Source organism: Mucilaginibacter aureus, from assembly GCF_053514885.1.
Genome location: NZ_CP170601.1, coordinates 2,705,638 through 2,725,479, shown reverse-complemented (window position 1 = coordinate 2,725,479; position 19,842 = coordinate 2,705,638). Strand labels below are relative to the sequence as shown.

The 19,842-nt window shown below is 42.3% G+C and carries 16 protein-coding genes; 2 read left to right on the top strand and 14 right to left on the bottom strand.

The features are described from left to right. Positions 1–35: 35 nt before the first annotated feature. From ACFGVR_RS11650 to ACFGVR_RS11630, 5 genes are all read right to left on the bottom strand, one after another. On the bottom strand, positions 36–602 hold the full coding sequence (locus tag ACFGVR_RS11650; protein ID WP_448702997.1) for an L-threonylcarbamoyladenylate synthase: 567 nt from the start codon (positions 600–602) through the stop codon (positions 36–38). Further along, positions 595–1,719 carry a glycosyltransferase family 4 protein gene (locus tag ACFGVR_RS11645; RefSeq protein WP_448702996.1) on the bottom strand — a complete coding sequence of 375 codons (1,125 nt, stop codon included), beginning with the start codon at positions 1,717–1,719 and terminating at the stop codon, positions 595–597. Before ACFGVR_RS11645 ends, ACFGVR_RS11650 begins: the two co-directional genes overlap by 8 nt. A gap of 5 nt (positions 1,720–1,724) precedes the next feature. Next, entirely contained in the window at positions 1,725–2,720 is a 996-nt protein-coding gene (locus tag ACFGVR_RS11640; protein WP_448702995.1) for an adenylyltransferase/cytidyltransferase family protein, read from the bottom strand. Positions 2,721–2,729: 9 nt separating this feature from the next. Further along, the gene (locus ACFGVR_RS11635) at positions 2,730–3,344 is read right to left on the bottom strand and encodes a hypothetical protein (protein WP_448702994.1); all 615 of its coding nucleotides are present in this window, start codon (positions 3,342–3,344) and stop codon (positions 2,730–2,732) included. Positions 3,345–3,504: 160 nt separating this feature from the next. After that, positions 3,505–4,320, bottom strand: a complete 816-nt coding sequence (locus ACFGVR_RS11630; RefSeq protein ID WP_448702993.1) for a 2,3,4,5-tetrahydropyridine-2,6-dicarboxylate N-succinyltransferase — start codon at positions 4,318–4,320, stop codon at positions 3,505–3,507. A 173-nt stretch (positions 4,321–4,493) separates the two neighbouring features. On the opposite strand from ACFGVR_RS11630, the gene ACFGVR_RS11625 reads away from it, so the two are divergent. Together ACFGVR_RS11625 and ACFGVR_RS11620 are read left to right on the top strand one after the other, a co-directional pair. Further along, positions 4,494–4,895, top strand: coding sequence for an RNA-binding S4 domain-containing protein (locus ACFGVR_RS11625; protein WP_448702992.1), 402 nt, complete (start codon positions 4,494–4,496; stop codon positions 4,893–4,895). An 864-nt stretch (positions 4,896–5,759) separates the two neighbouring features. Continuing rightward, positions 5,760–9,620: an amino acid adenylation domain-containing protein gene (locus ACFGVR_RS11620; RefSeq protein WP_448702991.1), complete on the top strand. Its 3,861-nt coding sequence runs from the start codon at positions 5,760–5,762 to the stop codon at positions 9,618–9,620. Between the two features lie 3 nt (positions 9,621–9,623). On the opposite strand, the gene rfbD is transcribed toward ACFGVR_RS11620, so the two are convergent. The 9 genes from rfbD to ACFGVR_RS11575 form a co-directional block, all read right to left on the bottom strand. Continuing rightward, positions 9,624–10,487, bottom strand: a complete 864-nt coding sequence (gene rfbD / locus ACFGVR_RS11615; RefSeq protein WP_448702990.1) for a dTDP-4-dehydrorhamnose reductase — start codon at positions 10,485–10,487, stop codon at positions 9,624–9,626. A 25-nt stretch (positions 10,488–10,512) separates the two neighbouring features. Next, positions 10,513–11,754 carry a WcaI family glycosyltransferase gene (locus tag ACFGVR_RS11610; RefSeq protein ID WP_448702989.1) on the bottom strand — a complete coding sequence of 414 codons (1,242 nt, stop codon included), beginning with the start codon at positions 11,752–11,754 and terminating at the stop codon, positions 10,513–10,515. A 62-nt stretch (positions 11,755–11,816) separates the two neighbouring features. Then, on the bottom strand, positions 11,817–12,368 hold the full coding sequence (locus ACFGVR_RS11605; protein ID WP_448702988.1) for a WcaF family extracellular polysaccharide biosynthesis acetyltransferase: 552 nt from the start codon (positions 12,366–12,368) through the stop codon (positions 11,817–11,819). A 49-nt stretch (positions 12,369–12,417) separates the two neighbouring features. Next, positions 12,418–13,551: an XrtY-associated glycosyltransferase XYAG1 gene (locus ACFGVR_RS11600; RefSeq protein ID WP_448702987.1), complete on the bottom strand. Its 1,134-nt coding sequence runs from the start codon at positions 13,549–13,551 to the stop codon at positions 12,418–12,420. A 181-nt stretch (positions 13,552–13,732) separates the two neighbouring features. Further along, positions 13,733–14,911 (bottom strand): glycosyltransferase family 4 protein, encoded by a 1,179-nt coding sequence (locus tag ACFGVR_RS11595; protein ID WP_448702986.1) that lies wholly within the window; start codon positions 14,909–14,911, stop codon positions 13,733–13,735. Positions 14,912–14,934: 23 nt separating this feature from the next. Continuing rightward, positions 14,935–16,068, bottom strand: coding sequence for a hypothetical protein (locus tag ACFGVR_RS11590; RefSeq protein WP_448702985.1), 1,134 nt, complete (start codon positions 16,066–16,068; stop codon positions 14,935–14,937). Between the two features lie 361 nt (positions 16,069–16,429). Continuing rightward, the gene (locus ACFGVR_RS11585) at positions 16,430–17,677 is read right to left on the bottom strand and encodes a glycosyltransferase family 4 protein (RefSeq protein ID WP_448702984.1); all 1,248 of its coding nucleotides are present in this window, start codon (positions 17,675–17,677) and stop codon (positions 16,430–16,432) included. Between the two features lie 36 nt (positions 17,678–17,713). Further along, positions 17,714–18,706, bottom strand: coding sequence for a glycosyltransferase (locus ACFGVR_RS11580; protein WP_448702983.1), 993 nt, complete (start codon positions 18,704–18,706; stop codon positions 17,714–17,716). Continuing rightward, a complete protein-coding gene (locus ACFGVR_RS11575; RefSeq protein WP_448702982.1) occupies positions 18,703–19,842 on the bottom strand; it encodes a hypothetical protein in 1,140 nt (379 codons plus the stop codon). Before ACFGVR_RS11575 ends, ACFGVR_RS11580 begins: the two co-directional genes overlap by 4 nt.

Here is a 19,842-nt window from a genome sequence, read left to right as displayed (position 1 = left end):
ATTATGCCTTTGCGTTAAAAACGGAATATGGATTATTACTTGCGAATAAACTCAAACCGGCCATCCGGCTCCAGCCGCATAATGGTGGAGGGGCGCTTTTCGGTCAGGTCATGTTGCTCCAGGTCAACCACATAGTCAACGCCATCAATAATATCGGTGCTTACCCCGTTAAAGTTTTTAGGCGACTGCTGCCCGCTGATATTGGCCGATGTGGATACCAAAGGCCTGCGCAGGCGCTGTATCAGTTGCTGGCAAAACTCGTGGCGCGTAACCCGCAGGCCAACGCTGCCATCGGCCGCTATCAGGTTTTTAGCCATATTTTTAGCGCCGGGCATTACCAGTGTTAAAGGGTTTTCGGCGTATTCTATCAGGTTGTAGGCTATTTCGGGCACCTCGCTTACATAGCTTTGCAGCTGGTTATCGTTAGCCAGCAAAACAATCATGCTTTTTGATTCTTCGCGCTGCTTCAATGTGTATATCTTTTTCACGGCCTCTTCGTTGCCTGCATCGCAGCCAATACCCCAAATGGTATCGGTTGGGTACAAAATTATCCCGCCATCCTGCAGCACCTTCAGCGCTTTGGCTACTTCGTCTTTAAGCATGTAATACTTTATTATATAGATCCATTAACTGTGCGGCCAGCTTTTTTTCGTCAAATTTACGCGAATATAGCAATCCCGCGGCTATCATCTTCTGCCTTAGTTCCGGGCTGTCCAAAACCTGCCTTATCTTTTCGGTCAGGTCGGTTTCATCATCCGGGTCGCAATACAGGCTATCGGGCCCACCCGCTTCTTCCAGGCACGAGCCTTTGGCGGCAATTACCGGCACACCGCTCACCAACGCCTCCAAAACCGGTATGCCAAACCCCTCGTACCGCGATGGGTACACAAACAGCTGCGCCCCCTGGTAAATAGCCGGCAGATCGGCAAACACCGCGTTATCAATAAACAAAACCTGTTCGGTTAACCTGTGTTCCGTTATGTATTTTTTTACCAGCTCAAAATACTTGCCTTGTTTGCCAACTACCACAAGCCGGGTATCTTTTGGCAAATACAACAAAGCCTTTGCCAGCAGCATCAGGTTTTTACGCGGCTCAATGGTGCCAACATTCAAAATGTATTTTTCGGGCAGGTTGTATTTCGCTTTTACTTCGGCTAAGTGGGTTTCGCTTTGCTTTACGCGGAAGCTGTCGTCGCAGCCCTGGTACAGCACCTCTATCATTTCGGGGTGCACGTTCATCAGCTGCACCAGATCGGCCTTGGTTTTTTCGCTTACCGCGATGATGCGGTCGGCATGTTTGCAGGCGTATTTGATCTTGGCCGCGTAGATCTGCCTGCTCACCAGGCCAAAATACTGCGGAAAGCGTTTAAATATCAGATCGTGTATCGTCACGACCGATTTAATACCGCTGTCGCTGATACCTATCGGCAGCTCATGACTCAAACCATGATACAGGTTAATATGGTCGTGCTTCAGATCAAAAACTACCCCCCTGCTCCGCCAAAGCGAAGTAAAGTAGTCACTTTTGGGTGTTTTGGTTTCCACCTGTTTGATCTGCGATAAAAACTCGAACTGTTTATTGGGCTTAATTTTGGGCGTATACAGGTAATATTCGTTTTCCGGATAATTAGCGGCCATCATCCTGATCAGCTCCCGGCTGTAATTACCCAGCCCGGTAGTGTTCAAAAATGCTCGTTTCGCTTCATATCCTATACGCATCGTCATTAGTTAACAAGGTAATCACCTTCTTTATCAAACTTTTTTAGCTGGCGGATGGCCGTGCTCGAAATATGCTCGAACTCCCTGTCGCAAAATATCGATACAATGTTGATGCCATCGTTGGTCAGGTCCTGTAAATAACGGTATTGATTCAGCTCATATTGCAGGTCGGTACTGTTGCGCAGCCCTCTGATAATGGTTACCGGGTAACCCAAACCGGCCACAAAATCGGTGAGCAAGCTTTTATATTCCGTTTGTTGCCTGTATCGCAGCACTCCGGGCAGGGCATCTTGCGTATTGTTTTCCTTTTCGGGATTTACGCCCCGTGCTATAATTACCTTGTCGAATATCTTTTCGGCTTTCTCCAGTATGTTCAAATGTCCTTTGTGGAAGGGGTTAAAACTTCCCGGGTAAACGGCTATTTTAGGCTCACGGGTTTGCACATACGCTATCAGGTTTTGCAGGTCAATACCCAGCTCACTTTGTACTTTGGTTAAAAAATCCAGCCGGCCTGCTTTGTAAGCTTTATAATCATAAAACTGAAACTCTTTAAACACCTGCTCTTCGTAAGCTATCAATCCGGCAAACGGGCGCTTCAGCACGCTCATATCCATCTCACAAAAAACTGCCGAAAGCTCAGTAGCCGGGCTATGTGTTTGCGTATCTAAAATAACCTGTTTTACCTCGTCAATAATACCATTGTCAATAGGCTTCAGGTATATCGCAGCATCCTTTTCAAATTCATCTGCCGATAATTGTTCATTATCGTTACGTGTAGGGTCGTAAACAATATCGTGATAAACTGCTGCCAAAAAAAGCACATCGTTATCATAAAACTGTTTTGCTTCAAGCTGGTTGAGCAACTCTTCAATATGGGTAAAGGTATGGTAAAACCGGTGAGGCTCGGCATACCGGGTTATAATGCGGCTAATGCCATGCTCATCATAGCCTAACTGCTGCATCCTGGTATAAAACCGGTTGTTCACACCATTCCCCATCATTATTTTTTTTTAAAGAAAATCTACCGCTTTAACTTCCTTTAATTTATAATAGCCCTTTGCTTTGGGCACATAAAACTCAATTTCGGCCCATTGTATCTTTACTTTCTTACCAACATTGGCAGCACCGCCCTTTTCAAAATTTTCCGAACCCTTAAAATACCGCAGCCAATAGTAGTTGGTTTCGCGGCCGTCGGCATCCTTTAATATAAATTGGGCAAAATCGCCGGTATCGTTAACCTTGGTCAGCGTACCGGTTGTGGTGCTAACATCGGTATCACCCGAGTCCTTACTATCAAACTTAGTTGCCAGCGTAATAAACTTAGGGCAGCGCACCAACAGTTTTTTACCTATTTCCTCGCCTATTTTACGGCCGTTGTCCGCGTTAATTTCAGTCATATTCATTTCCTTCATCAGGTCGTTCATGTGGGCCGAAAATGACTTAACAATTAAAGTTTCAAAGGCTTTTTGCACCTCTTCAGCACTTGCCTTTGCGGGATCAAAACCCTGTAAACCGGCACAAACTTCGTCTGCCGATTGATCCAACGCCGAAATTTTTTGCCCGAAAGCGCTCAGGCTAACTACAAAAAGTAAGCTAACCAGTACAAAGCAGATGTGTTTTTTCATGTTGATAAGGTGGTTTTATTTAAAACACAAATTACACGAATTTTATTAAATAGCCATTAATTAAGCATTTAAAAAATCCGTGTAATTCGGTATTGTTAAGATTGTACATACAGGCAAATTTGTGTAATTCGTCTTTATACGTACAATCGTATAGGTTTAATTATACCGCTACGTTATTTTCGCGCAGGGCGTCGTTAAGCGATGTTTTTTTATCTGTTGATTCTTTACGTTTACCGATGATCAAAGCACATGGCACCTGGTACTCGCCCGCAGGGAACTTTTTAGTGTATGATCCGGGTATAACTACAGAGCGTGCCGGCACAAAGCTTTTATATTCAACCGGCTTATCGCCCGTAACATCAATGATCTTGGTAGATGAGGTTAACACCACGTTAGCACCCAGCACCACTTCTTCTTCCAGGTGAACGCCTTCAACAACGATAGCACGTGAGCCGATAAAGCAGTTATCCTCGATGATAACCGGTGCGCCCTGTACAGGCTCTAACACACCGCCAATACCCACGCCGCCGCTCAAATGCACGTGTTTGCCAATCTGCGCACAGCTGCCAACAGTTGCCCAGGTATCAACCATGGTACCCTCATCAACATAAGCGCCAATATTTACGTATGATGGCATCATGATCACGCCTTTAGCCAAAAATGCACCATAACGGGCAATACCGTGAGGTACCACACGTACACCTAATTGTTTGTAATTGGTTTTTAGCTTCATTTTATCATGAAACACAAACGGACCCGTTTTAATTTCTTCCATTTCGCGGGTCGGGAAATATAAAATAACGGCTTTCTTTACCCAGTCGTTAACATGCCAGCGGGTGCCAATGCGTTCGGCTACACGTATTTCGCCTTTATCCAGGCGCTCAATAACGGTTTCAATGGCGTTGGTGTATTCTTTAAAAGTGATCAGATTCCTGTCAACCCAGGCATCTTCAATTAGTTTTTTCAGGTCTTGCATCAGTAAATATTTAGTCAAAAAAGTGATTTATCTCCGGATAGGTATCCTTCAATAATTTAAGAGGCGAAGATAATAAAAACCCAACATTCGGATAGTCAAATTCAATACATCAGGCTATTAAAATGCCAACCCGTTTCATAGCATATCGCTTTTTGTTAGTTTTGCACCTTACCATGGCCGAAAAAGAAAAATTACGGATTGATAAATACCTGTGGGCAATAAGGGTATTTAAAACACGCACTATTGCTGCCGATGCCTGCAAAGCGGGCCGGGTTAAACTCGAAGGCAATAACATCAAACCATCGCACGAGGTTCGTATTGGCGAAACCTACCAGGTATCCAAAGGGATAGAGAAACGTGTTTTAAAAGTAACAGGCTTACTCGAAAACCGTGTTGATGCGAAAACTGCTGTTAATTTTTATGAGGACATTACCCCTGTCGAGCAAACCCAGGCATTTAAAAGCATGTTCCGGGCACCTATGCTTATCCGTGATCGTGGCGCCGGCCGCCCCACAAAAAAAGACCGCCGCGAAATTGATGATCTGAAAAATGATTTTTTTGATGATGAAAACTAACACCCGCATTTTTAACGTGTAATTGTTTCATAAATTGAAATAATAATAACCTGTTATTCAAATTTATAATTACAAATTATCCACTGCCTAAAAAATTCTTTCATTAAAAAATTAAATAGTGCAGTATCACATAAATTTTGCAAAAAAATGTGTCTTCAAAAAATAAAATTCACTACTTTGCAAGTGTTTAAAGGTAAACGCTAACGGTTACTCATACTGCGTACGCTCATTCTCCGGATACTGAAGATGATTGTACGTAACGATGATCCAAATGTTTTTGCCTCCAAAGTTTACTTATACCCCGTTTGATTAATTTGAATATTGATATTGTTACAAGAATAAAAACGATCTTTATTCTGATTGTTTTTTTGTTTTCTGCTGTTGCCAATGTTTTTTTTATGAAAAACCGTGTGCAGGTAGAATCCAAAAAACAGGCTTATTATGCTGTGGTAAAAAACACGCGCTTATCGTGGTTCAGTCCTTTTCATCCAAAGGAAAAAAACGTTTCAAATACCAGGACACTGGTGCCTAAAATTAAATTTTCCGGTGTACCTTTTGCTCTTTCAGTACTCAGTTCGTTTAGCTTAATTTCCCTGATTAAGCTGCCGCAATCTGTAAACCTTAATTTCAATAATCTTCAAAAAATATGCATTAGCCAATGCATATTGAGAATTTGATTTAGTTTATTGTGCTGTATAGTGTATTTTAATTAGTTTTAGTTAAAAAACACAACGCACAAACATTATTACCAATGCAATTGTAACTATGAATTAAATCCTAAAAAAAGAAGATCAATGCATACTAATCGTGTACAATATATAAGTTCAATAATTAGTTTACTTAACAAGTAAATAATCTGCTTGCATGGACAGAACTTATTTAACATCTGACAATATCATTGTTGATGCGGATAAACAAACATTTCCGGCATTGTTTACCCATACAGTTGATCAATTTCCGTCGAACATTGCTTTAAGCTTTGACGATACCGAATATACCTATCGGGATATCAATGTAACGGTTAACCAACTGGCCGCTTTTTTATTAACCAAAAAAGTTAAGCCCGAAGACCGTATTGCCATAGCTTTAGATCGTACACCGCAAATGGTTATCACGCTGCTGGCCGTTTTAAAGGCCGGCGCGGCTTATATACCGCTCGATCCTGAATATCCTAAAGACAGGATTGAGTATATGCTCAGTGATTCCGGAGCCCGGTTTTTGATCACCTCAAAAAAATATACCGGCCAGTTCAATACCGAAGCTACACAACTGTTTACTGATGATATCTGGCCGCTTCTGGCCAGTCAGCCCGCCGATGAACCTAATGTAAACATAACAGGTGATCAATTAGCCTACATATTATATACATCAGGCTCAACAGGCAGACCCAAAGGCGTTCCTATCGAACATCAAAGCCTCGCTAACTTATTGTTAAGCGTACAAAAACAACCCGGCATTGCAAGTACCGATGTCTTATTATCGGTAACCACCATATCGTTTGATATAGCTGCGCTCGAACTGTTTCTACCCTTAATAACCGGGGCAAAGCTTATCATTACCGATGCCGCGACTGCTAAAGATTCGCGACTGCTTTTAAAGCTTATCCAAACACATCAGGTAAGCATAATGCAGGCCACGCCAAACACCTGGCGCATGATGCTCGAATCGGGCTGGGATGAAAAACTGCCGTTAAAAGTATTATGCGGCGGCGAGGCATTACCATTAGCATTGGCCCAAAAACTGGTAGCCAAATGCGATTCGTTGTGGAACATGTATGGCCCTACCGAAACCACCATCTGGTCAACATTAAAACAGATATCCGCATCTGATAGTGTGATAACCATCGGTAAGCCTATCGACGAAACCGTTATTTATATACTCAACGAAAACAATCAGCAGGTTTTAATTGGCGAGCAGGGCGAGATCTGCATCGGCGGCAAAGGGCTTGCCCGTGGCTATTTAAATCGCCCCGAACTAACGGCAGATAAGTTTATCACTTTCAGTAACGGTGCCGAAACCATACGCCTGTACAAAACCGGCGATTTGGGTAAAATACTGCTCAATAACGATATCCAATGTTTTGGCCGTATTGATCACCAGGTCAAGATCAGCGGTTTCCGTATCGAGCTGGGCGAAATTGAAAACGTTATCCAGCAAAGCGGCCTTGTAAGCGAAACCGTTATCCTCACCAAAGAAGATGAAGACGGCAACAAAAACCTGGTTGGCTATGCTATACCGGCACTGGATAAGGTCAAACTGAAAGAAAAAGAATTATATAAACAACAGGTTGATAGTTGGGAAAAAGTTTACGATACCGAGTACGAACAATCCGGATCGCAATTAAAAACCGATAACGACGGGATCAGTTTCGATACCAACGTATGGACGGATAGTTTTACCATTAAAACTATCCCTGTTGAAGAAATGCACGAGTGGCTCAACGATATTATCAATGTAGTTTTAGCCGAAAAGCCACAAGACTTATTAGAAATAGGCTGCGGTACAGGTTTGATATTTTACCAGTTAGCGCCCCATATCAAAAAATATATCGGTACCGATCTTTCGGCATCGGGTATCAATGCGCTTAAGCATCAAATAAATAAAAAAAAGGAGCAATATCCCGAAACCAGCTTATTGGTTTGCCCTGCTCACGAAATTGAGCTGGCACCTGCGGAAAAGATAGATACCATCCTCATTAACTCGGTTATCCAATACTTCCCCGGCGAAGATTATCTTACCGAGGTACTGGCAAAAAGTATCTCGTTGCTTAATGGTTGTGGTAAGATCATTGTTAGCGACGTGAGGAACCTGCAGTTATTGGGTCTTTTTAAAACCTATTTAACGCTATCCAGGCTGCCGGCCGACGTTGATATTAAAGAATTTGAATATCTCGTCGATCAGGAGATGTTGAAAGAAGAAGAGTTATGTGTATCGCCCGAATATTTTTACCATTTGCGGTCGCTTTTCCCGCAGATAACACATGTCGATATCCAATGGAAACAGGGGCAGTACATTAACGAATTAATTGCCTATAGGTATACGGTTATTATTTATGTTGGTATTGATAAGCCTGTATTTGCACCTGCCTGGCAACAGTGGCAACCCGGTAATGATGCAGCAATTGAGCAGGCCATACAAAACAAACAGGCCGTAATTGCTTTAAGTGATGTACCCAATCCGCGCCTTGCCAAAGAAAGCCTGCTGCAAAAAGGGCTTGATGATACGGCCATTTACACTACCGGCGATCTGTCGGCCTTCATTGCAGGCGATAACACAATTTATCAGCAGGCTGCCGGCCTCATCAGGCATGCACAGGCACAAGGATATAATTGTAAGTACCTGCTAAATACCGATCCGCTTAAGCTCAATTTATTATTACAGCTCCAGCCTGCCGATGCTTTTATTACGCCTTTGTACAATGCCGGTAACGCCGGGAGGTCAGCCTTCACCAATATACCCTTGCTGGCTACTATCTGCACCTTAATACAACGCGATATTTACCAGGTAATGCTCGAGCGCTTGCCTGCGTACATGATACCGGCTAACTTAACTATCGTTACGCAGTTACCGCTTACCAATAACGGCAAGATAGACCGGCAGTTTTTAATGCAGCGCAACAGCAATTTGCGCAATCAGCCGGTTAATTACAAAGCCGCCGGCACAGATATTGAAAAAACACTGGTAAACATCTGGCAAGAGCTTTTAGGCATTGAGCGGATAGGTATTAACGATAACTTTTTCGAACTGGGTGGCAACTCATTGATCGCTATCCGTATCATGATCACGCTCGAAAAAACAACCGGTCAGGATATGCCTTTATCCTCGTTGTTTGAATACCCAACCATCGGGCAGTTAGCCGCTATTATACAAAACACCAGCCGCGAACCAACAGGCTCTAAATGCCTGGTGCGTTTAAAACCAGGTGGCAGCAAAATACCCCTTTACATCGTCCACGGCTGGGGCCTCACTGTTTTTATTTTTAAGGATCTTGCCGAAAGCCTGCACCCCGATCAGCCCGTTTTTGCTTTACAGGGAATTGGTGTTGATGGTTTTGAAGAGCCGTTAACTAACGTAGAAGACATTGCCGCCCGTTATATTACCGAGATACTTGAGCAGAACCCTACCGGCCCTTATGCATTTGCGGGTTATTCGCTCGGTGGTGTAATTGCCTGCGAAATTGTGAAACAACTGCGCAATATGGGTAAAGAAGTGGTAATGCTGGCCATGTTTGACGCTTATGCGCACACCACCGAAACAAATACCATTAACAATATTTTTAGCTTTAAAAAGCTCAGTAAATTATTTTTACGCATCGGGCACAACGTTTTCGACTTGATCAGAGATCCGGATACCTGGAACGAAAAGATGATCCAGATTAACAGAAAGATGCCTAAATGGTTAAAAAAGAATAAAATAGGTAAGTTACGTAAAGATAATGATGTCGATTTTTACTCAAATGATCTAAGTAAAGTATATTTTTCGGCCACGGTGCAAAATTACAAACTAAACATCAACGAAGAAACCATCGAACTGTTCAGGGCAACAAAAAACATTTATTATTACATGGATGACCCTATTTACCTTGGCTGGCAGCAATATGCCAAAACTGTGAATATGCATAAGGTAAAAGGTTCGCACACTACCATGTTCTTATCGCCTAATTATCAAAAATTTGCCGATATCCTGCAGCAATGCCTTGATAACGCAAGTAATCCAAAGCAATAATGATCAGTTTGCTCTAAGCAGTACTGCGATACATTTTTCTAAGCTGGCGCGCCAGTAAGGGATCTCTATACCCAGATCCTTTTTTATTTTTGATTTGTCCATCACCGAGAATGTTGGTCTCACGGCTTTCGTCACATATTCCGATGTGCGTACCGGGTAAACCTTCACATCAATTTTAGCAATGTCAAAAATCGCCATCGCAAAATCATACCATGATGTTACGCCCTCATTGCTAAAGTGGTATACGCCATACAGGTGCTTATCGTTGGTAATGATATTTAAAATACAATCAGCCAGGTCTATAGCATAAGTTGGTGTACCTACCTGGTCCGCAATAATTTTCAGTTCGTCTTTTTCGGTTCCCAGGCGCATCATGGTTTTAACAAAATTATTCCCGTATTCCGAATATAACCAGCTTGTTCTTAAAATATAAGTTTCTTTCAATATAGCCGATATTGCCTGCTCGCCTTCAAGCTTGGTTAGCCCGTAAATATTAATCGGCTGTGCTATATCATCTTCCAGTAATGGGTATGGGGTATTGCCTTCAAACACAAAATCCGTCGATACATGGATCATCGTGGTATTAAACTCCTTGCAAAGTTTTGCAATATTTTCGGCGCCGTCCCTGTTTATTTTGCGGGCCATATCAACATCATCCTCCGCTTTATCAACCGCAGTGTAAGCAGCGCAATTAATGCAGTAAGCGGGTTGATATTGCTTAAACAGGCTGGTGAGTAACGCTATGCTTAAAATATTCGCTTGCTCTTCGGGTGGAAATATAATATCCGTAATTCCTTTTTTATTCGCTACGTATCCAAGGCACTGGCCCAACTGCCCCGACGCTCCAAAAACTAACACTTTACTCATATCCCAAATATCCTATATAAATAATCTACTTACTAATGTTTTCTAAAAATACCCGCATCACGTTATCAATATCCAAAAACTCAAGTGCATAACTTCTCGAGTTTTCACGCTGCTGCGCAATATCATTTTTCGATAGGGTTAATATCGTATCAGCCAAAGCCTGGTAATCATCCGGTTTCACAATAAAGCCAACATTGTATTTCTCCACCACTTCGTATAGCGATGTTTCGGGTGTTGCAGTAACAACCGATGCTCCCCCAACAGATAATATAGTGGTTAGTTTAGATGGCATTACCAGGTCGCCCGCATTCCCTTTCTGGATCACCAGGTGCACATCTGCCATATTTAAAAACTCATTAAATACCTCTCTATCCTGCAAAGGCAAAAATTTAACATTCTGCAATTGCTTTTCAGCAACCAATTCTTCCAGTTTATACTTATACGGTCCGGTTCCGCAAATCACAAATTGTATCCGGCTATCATCCTTCAGCAAGTCGGCACAGTAAACTATATTTTCAAGCCCCTGTTTCTCGCCAATGCTACCCGAGTACAGGCAAACAAACTCATCTACTTTAAAACCCCATTTTGTTTTCAGATCGTTCCTGTTCCCTATCGGGAAGAAAGATGAGGTATCCGTCCAGTTCGGAAAAAACAGCACATCGCGTCCGGCCTTAGCCGCAATCCGTTTGATCATCCCGTCTGAAATACTGCTCACAAAATCGCTCTCCTTCAATATCTTTCGTTCTGCCGAATACAGCAAGTTAAACAGCTTTTCATTCGATAAAATATTCAACTCCTGCGCAGCTTCAATTTGCAGATCCTGTATATGGTAGATCAATTTGCCGCCTTTAAGTTTTTTATAATACCAGGCCAGGTAACCCAGGTGAAACGGCGGTGCAACGGTGATAATATAGTCATGCTTCTCTTTAAATATCAGCAGTTTTTGCACCACCCAAAACATCGATGTCCAGTACGAAAAATCCTGTATCATGCGCTTTTTGCCCGTTGGGTTTGCGGGCACGTATGCCGGGCAACGATATACCGTTAATTTTCCCCCGCTACCGGCATCCGTATGTACCTCTTTTTTATACCACCTGTTTTTATAAGGTGGCTGCACTTTCCAGTACGGATAGTATGGGTAAGTGGTAACAACCGTACAATCATAACCATGTCGTAGCAGCCAGTCAAACATGTCGCCATTGTATTTACCTATTCCGGTAGGCTCAGGCGAAAAATTATGACTGATTAATAGTATTCGTTTTTTCATTAAAATTTAATGTTAATGCGGGTCATCGCTTTACCGGATACGAAAACACATCGGGCCGCTTTTCAATCACCGTTAAATTTGCGCTCGCGAATGTACACGGCGGGGTTACCCGCATAAATACCCGCTTCGTTAAGCTGTTTGTTTGCCACCGAATTTACCGTCAATATCGAGTAAGCTTTACAGGTTATACCCGGGCATACAACCGATTTTGCACCTATCCATACACCTTCTTCCAGGTGTATCTTACCCAACCTGTACGGAAAATCAACCCGGGTGTAATCATGGTTACCCGTGAGCAGCATTGCCCCTTGAGACAGGCAAACGTTACTCCCGATCGTCACATCTTCCAGGTTATCTATCCAAACAGATTCACCTATCCAGCAATCATCGCCAATGGTCAGCCGCCACGGATTCTTGATCCTTATCTTGGTTTTAAAAACCACGCCTTTACCTACTTTAGCGCCAAACAAACGCAGTAAAAAAGATTTAAAGCGGTATGGCCATGGGAAAGAGCTATCAAAAATATAGTAATTGATAAAAAACCATGTTAAAACCTTCCATTTGGGGCCGGCATTGTAATCGCCTGTGGTAAATTTCGACAGATCAGTTTTCATGAATATCTTACCGCACCAACTCTATAAGGCACGTATCGCGAAAATACTGTTATTTTTTAAGGGACAGGTTATATAATTGAAGATATTGCTCTACCAAATGTGATTCTTCATATTGATGAGCAATTTGAGCAGGGCATTCGTTATTAATGCGCGTAAATTTTCCTTTTTCCTTATATAGTTCATTCAGTTTGCTGGTCACCTCTTCAACTTTGTTATGTGTAACCCAACCGTAATCCTTCTCGTTCACAAATTTAAACAGGCCAACCTGATCGCTTATAAATACAGGTGTGCCAACCGCTAATGATTCGATTACCACAATCGCGAAGTTCTCACTATGTGAGGTAAGTGCCATCAGGTCAATTTGCGACAAATATTCAAACTTTCCGTCACCACCTTTCCAGCCCACCCATTCAACTTTTTTACTGTTACCGTTTTTATGAGTAATAGCTTTTAACGTATCGATATAATGCGCCTCGCCCGATCCTGCAATTAAAAGTTTATAATCAAAGTCTACCTTGCTTAAAGCTTTGATCAGTATATCCAAACCTTTTTTTGGATCAATGCGCGATAAGAAACCAATTGTAAATACTGGATTGTTTTCCCGGGGATATTTTTTACCCGGAAGCTTAACCAGGTTGGGAATTATCTCCCCATCCCATTCTTCAATTATTCTCTTTGATTCGTCCCACTCCATCCCGGTTGAAACGTGGAGCCAACTGTTTTTTAGTAGATTTTTCCCTATAAGTTTATGTACCCATTTTTTTGCTAAAACATTTCTGTTATACAATATATAGTCGCTCAGCATACCATGCGGCGATATAATTGGTTTTATACCTTTGTTTCTACAAATTAATGCGGCGCCTAAAACTAAAAAATTCCACCAGGTGTGTATATGGATAACATCGTAATCTGTAGCTGTTTGGTTTAAGTAACGCCACAGCGTAAACGAAATATAGGTATTATCGCCTGTAAGCTTACTAAAATAGTAAACCTTTACCCCGTCAACTATTACTTCCTGATTCTTGGCAACTTTAAGCTCCGATTTTACATTACTTGCCGTGGTATAAACCGTAACATCATGCCCAAGCAAAACAAGACGCTCTGCCAGCATGGAGATAACCACAATCGGTCCGCCATAGGCATATGCCGGTTTATAATACGGAACTATAAAAAGGATCTTCATCTTTACGATTAGTTACAAAAACGATAAACCGCACTTACGAAAACCATTCCCAAACATCCAAACCTTAAATTAATACCGGTCATTTCTTTCCGAATCTAAAAAATAAAAAAATATAATGTCCGATCAAGCGTAGGGGGGCTTGTAACAGTTGATTAAAGCTAAAATTTAAATTTACAATATTTTACCTTTTTACGGTAAAATTTTCAATGATCCTCAAATATATATTTTCAATATGGGTTAGGGCTGTATTTTTATCAAATCTTTTCGCATTGATCAATCCACTGTCAACAAGCTCCTTCCTCTTTTCTGCAGGCAGATTAATAACACTCTCCAAAACCAATGCTGCGCTCGCGGCCCAGGCATTCAGGCTGTTTTTGTCGCATGGCATAACGGGTATCAGGCATCCGGCCTGCCCGGCTACCTCAGTCATCGGCGCGGCATCGCTGGTAATAACAGGGCAGCCTGATGCCATAGCCTCAACTATGGGCCAGCCAAAACCTTCTGCAATTGATGGAAACAACATAACCGTAGCGCCCGAATAAGCCGTGCGGATCAAATCGTCCTGTATACCGCTCAGCAGATGAATATCGCTTTTATAGTTTGATGAGTCCCATGCTGCTAAAATTGATGGAGATGGTAATTGGCCTATCATCAGCAAAGGCAAATTTATTTTACTTTGGGCGCGCCATGCATCGTATATCTTAATAACACCCCAACGATTTTTGTACCATTGATTACCGCCCACATGCAAAATATAGCCTTTTGACAGGTCTATATCGGTGTAATGGTGCAACGTTTTTCTGCATTCGATACTATCCTTTACAGCAAATAATTGGTTTAAGCCGTTATAAACCACCTCTGATACCTGCGGAACATAACCTAAAAATTCGTGCAGGTCGGTCTGTGTTTTCTTTGAAACAGATATAAAGTTTTTTGCTCGGGTATATCCCCGTCTGATAAATGCCTGATATTTCCTGCCTGTCCAGCCGGTTTTGTTTTGCGGAAAATGTCTTAATGCCGATTGCTGCGCTAAAAAATCATGGCAGTGTACCACGTGATTTTTATTAACAACAAATGGCATCCACGGCCCCAATGCATGATCGGTAAATACATAAAGTGTATCGGGTGCCGCACGCTTTATCTTGCTTTTAAACTTCACCGGAAAGATGATATACTGATCGATATATCCCATCCACTTTCTTAAAGCTTTAGGTAAAGGTAGCTTGTAAAATACGGGTTTAGCGGTTAATAGTTCAACTTGGTGGCCACGGTTGCGCATACCTTCGCTTAACATAGAAGCGAAACGCGGCATACTTTGCGACTCCAAAAAATCGGGATGGGTTAAAAAAACTAAAAGCATTCGGTGGCGTATTATTATTATTTTTATCTAAGTACCGGGGCCTGCCACTTAGGTGCTTTATTCTTAACTATTGGTTGGGCATTACTTTTTTGATTGTTTAAAGATGCCAGCATCAATCCCCCTATTAATGTACAAAAGCCGAGGGTGGTAGGTTGTGCCCAACTTCCTTGCGCCACTAATACAAAGCCAAAGCTCAACAACATCCATGGTAACATATCTCCCTTGGCCATTCTTAAATAACTCAAAACTCCAAGTTTTATACTTAAACTTAAACGCAGTGCAATAACCGACAAGCCCATTAAAGCGCCCATTTCACCTATCAATCGCCCCCATTCGGCTTCCGCTATCAGCCATACTTTTCTGTTTCCTGATAGCAATTGCGATCCAACTTTTGTACCCATCCCTAAGCCATAACCAAAAAAAGGTTGCTCCGATGCTGTTGACAAACTATAAATCACACCACCTAAATAACGATCGCCCAAAGTACCCTTTAATCCTCCTTCTGATGATTCTGCATTTGTAAAGCGGGTGGTAAGCACATTTGATGCCGTTTTAAATAAACTTGAGCTACTTAGTGCAAACAATACAATACTAACTAACGCGGCGCCAACAATAGCCTTGCCCAGGTTTTTGGGCTTACGCAATATAGCCAAAAACGCAAATATTAATGATAACACCACCTGAAACGTTAAGCTACGGCTGATGGAAAGTGGTATAGAAGCTATCACTGCCACACTCGCACCGATCAGTAAAAGGCGGTTAATACTTTTAGCGTTAAACAAAAAATAGATAACATAAGCCGCTACAAAACTAAAAAACAGCGTATTACCGGTTGTAAAAGAGAAAGTTCCGGGTGGCCTAAAATAGCCAAGTGCGCCGGCAAAACCTGCACCGGCGGCATCATCACCCAAACCACGGTTAACCCATGCTGATTGAGGACTGTAAAACTGAAGCCCGATAAGTACGATCATTGGTAGTGATATCCATAAAGTTATTCTACCCAGTTTCACAACATCTTCGCGGTTAAAGATACGCCCCATTACAAATACCATCGGAAAATGTATCAAAAACATACGAGCGCCGTAAATCGCTACAGGCAGATTACCATGCCCTACTGCCAACGCGGTAAAAGTGCCCAGTATTCCTATCGATGCCATCCCAAATAAATAAATATTACTTGGAAGCAGCGCCCGGTTCCAGGCTGATAAAACTACGTAAAGAGCTATTGGATCGCGTATAACGAGCAATGGCGTTGATAAACCGGGCAAAAACCACTTACGCAACGCCCCCTCAAAAATAAGCAGGAAAAAATAAAGCCATATCCCACGTCTCATTCCCCGATTTGGATCAACAATATTAGCCTGCCTGGTTTGCTTAACCGGGCGAGTTAGTTGTAATGTCTGTTGTTCCAAATTCAAATCGTGATCCATATCATCTAATCCTGTACAAATATCATCATATGCAAGCGTATTTTTTAGTCGTAAACTTAGTTAAAGTAAAACGGGTTTCAAAATCCGTTCACCTGTCCGGCTGTTTATTAATAGCCTTCACAAACTCTTTACTGTATACCTCCCACGGTCGTAAACGGGCCGTTTCCATTGCTGCTCTGCCAACAGTTTCTATTGTTTCGGGCTTTTGCAATAGCTGTTCAATAGCACTTTGTAATGCTTCTGTCGAGCCGGCTTCGATCAACCAGCCAGTCTCTCCATCTTTAATCAGGTCCGGTCCGGCGGTTCTATCAGTTGTAATAACCGGTGTGCCCTGCGACATCGCTTCTGTAATAACCAATCCAAATCCTTCAAACAACGATGGAAAAACAAGCACGTCATTCTCCCGCATCAGTTTAAGTACTTCCTGGTGTGGTAAACTCGGTATCCACCTGTGTTTTGCCAAAGCGGCATCTAACGCCGGGCAATTATCACTAGCTTTATGACCAACAACTGTAAGCTCAACTTTATTGCCAATAGCTTCAACAGCAGCAAACAGGTTGGCAATACCCTTACGCTGTGATAAGCCGCCAACAAACAAAAGTTTTAACGGTATATTTTTGCTTTGCTTTGCGTATACACGCTCAGCACCTACGGGTGGAAACCCATACGGAATTACCTCGATAGGCGCCAGGTTACCTTTAAAATCCTTTAAAGTACTGGCAGTAAAACTGCTGGCAACAAATATTGCGTCTGCCAGGCGCAGTTCTTCATCTTTATTGGCCAGCTTTGCCTCCGAATCTTTAAAATTGGTTAACGTTGCTGCCCAATCCGGCCAGCGCTCCAATTCCAGCTCAAGCAGGCGCCGTGCACTGCGCCAGTACCCAATGGGTAGATCATATATACATTGCATTCCAAGACGCTTAGCCTCGCGAAACGAAAATAGCGCGCCATCCTCATACGCATAAACAGCACCGGCTCCTTGCTTTTGTTTACGCTTTAAACTATTGGCAATATGTTTATCCAAATTTTGATAAACACCGTCAACACTAAATATGCCGGTTTCGTGCCGGGTAAAGCTTTTCAATCCGGCTTTCGCCGATGCCATTCTACCCAGTTCATACGCGGGCCAGGTATTGGCATAAGGCTCAAGTATGGCATTGTATTGTCGTCTTTTAAATTCGGAAAACGGACCAATACCACTTAATTTGTCAAAAACATTTCCCGGAAAGGTGGCAACCGTTGTACCAAAACCAGCAAGCATACCTGCTTCGGCCAAACCCACTGCCGCGGCTCTGAAAAAAGAATTACCTGTAGGATGCGAGATCAATACCTTCATGCAAGTTATGTTATAGTAATGTCTTGTATTGTATGATCACTTTTTTCTTAGTTCACTCACCATCATTTTTATTCTTAATGGCACAACCTGGCGTAAAAATCCATTTACCGATTTCTTAAATTTCTTCCGCCCCTCGTTACGCATATAATAACATGGTACCTTTTTGTATTCGAAATATTTGTTGCTGATCAGGCTCTCGGTGTAGTTTTTAAACAGCGTTTTAATATCGGGCCGGCTGTCAAAAGAAAAACGGGTATGGTAAGCCGCAATCTCATTGGCACGCCCCGGGTGAAAATGGCTGAAATGGAAAAAAACCAAAGGTTCGCCGTTGGCCAGGTAATGCCCATCCCCTGTCTCGGTTAAACGGCGCTCGTGCAGGTTCCAGTGAGCCATATTATAACCCGGGTATTTATCTATCAGTACCTTATCGAAGTATGCGGGCACCAGGCCCATCCACAACTGGTCAACAAAATAACCGCGGGTTAAATCAAGTATGCATTCGGTGCGCAGCTTGTTTTCCCACCATTTTAACATCGCCATTGTATTTTGCGATCGCTTTACCGCTAAAAAGCCCAGGTTAAATACACCGGTATTAAACACGTGCTTTTCGGTAGGCAAAAATTTATCGGTAATGGGTTGTGTAAAATGTGGGGTAAGCACAATATCATATTGATCAAGCTTCTCCTCAAGGCTGGTTAGTGGCTCAAACACTACGATATCGGGATCAAAGTAAGCTATTTTATCTGCCTGGGGATATTTATTGAACAGGTGCGTAAAGTAAAACGGCTTAACAGCCGTAACAAACTCAACTATCGAGTACTCCGTTACCATGTTTTCAAAGCCATCAATAGGCACGTCTTCAACGGCAATGATCTCGCAATCCATGTACGACAGGTCTACATTATTGACATTTTTATCAACCAAACCGAATACAAAATGCCATGTAGGGTTAGTTTTTTTAATACTGTCCAAAAGTGTTTTGGCCTGCGCCAGATAATTAATTGAGCAAAGTGTAAACGCTATGTTCATTGATGTTCGTTTAAGGCTTTAACAAAAATTTCGGTTGTTTCTTTAATTAATGATTTTGGCGGAACGCGCGGTACAAGCCTGAATTCAAAGTTTTCATCCACCTGGATAAGCCTTTTATCTATCAGTTCATCGGTTATTTTAAAATTAAACGACAACTCGTTTGTATTACAATAAACCGGTATACCGTGGTCAATGTAAGCCATTAACGAGGAACTTTTCCCGGTAATAATGGCAGGAGTAGTAACTATGCCCAAATCTACAAAATGAGTGAGCCAATAAGAAATAAAGTTTTCATCCTGCATCCCAAAGGTTAAAAACTCCAGTTTTGGATACTTTGCGGGCAAACTTTCCCAAAAATCTTTGCTGTTCCCGATTTTGCCGATAGAGCTGATTAAAATTTTCTTTCCCAACCGGGTATGCTCATCTTCCAGCTTTTTAAGCAAGCTGTCCATATCCCAGCTATCGTAATAAATACTTCCAAAAATGCAGCAAATAATGTAGTCGCTTTTGTGGACATATATTTCGGCTGGTACCTTATCCTTAAAGTCTTCTATCTTACTTTCGGCACGAACAATATTGCTAAAAAGTGGCAGTATTGAGGTTTTGAAACCCGCCCGCTCCAGCATTTTTTTGTACAACGGTATACTGGTATGAATAATTTTAGGCTGCAATTCCTTTAAAAATGAAACGATAAATACCTTTTGCAAACGCCCCAGTAATTTCATCTTTAGTTTAGCCTGCTTTTCTTCGGCAACCCAAAGCTCATGGAACATCACATGTATCTTATAGCCGTTAAACAGCTTTTTAAATACAGGTATCACGGCACGCACTATGCCTTTTTTATCTAATCCGTAGCTCACAAACTGGATGCTCACCCAATCAATAACAGGGTGGGTCTCCATAATAGTCTTAACTCTGTCCGCCCGCTCTGCTAAAGGCAGTGCTGCCGGGAATTGATAAACCGGTATGTTATACTGTATAGTTTGCAGTTTTATTTCGGATGTATTGCGATCGCTAAAGCCAACCAGTATGGGCTCGATCCCCCTGGCAGCACATTCAATTGCCAGCCTGGTAGTTTGATCTCCAACCCCGTCCCTGCCCTCTTCAAGCGAATTACATATAAACAGTACCCTCAT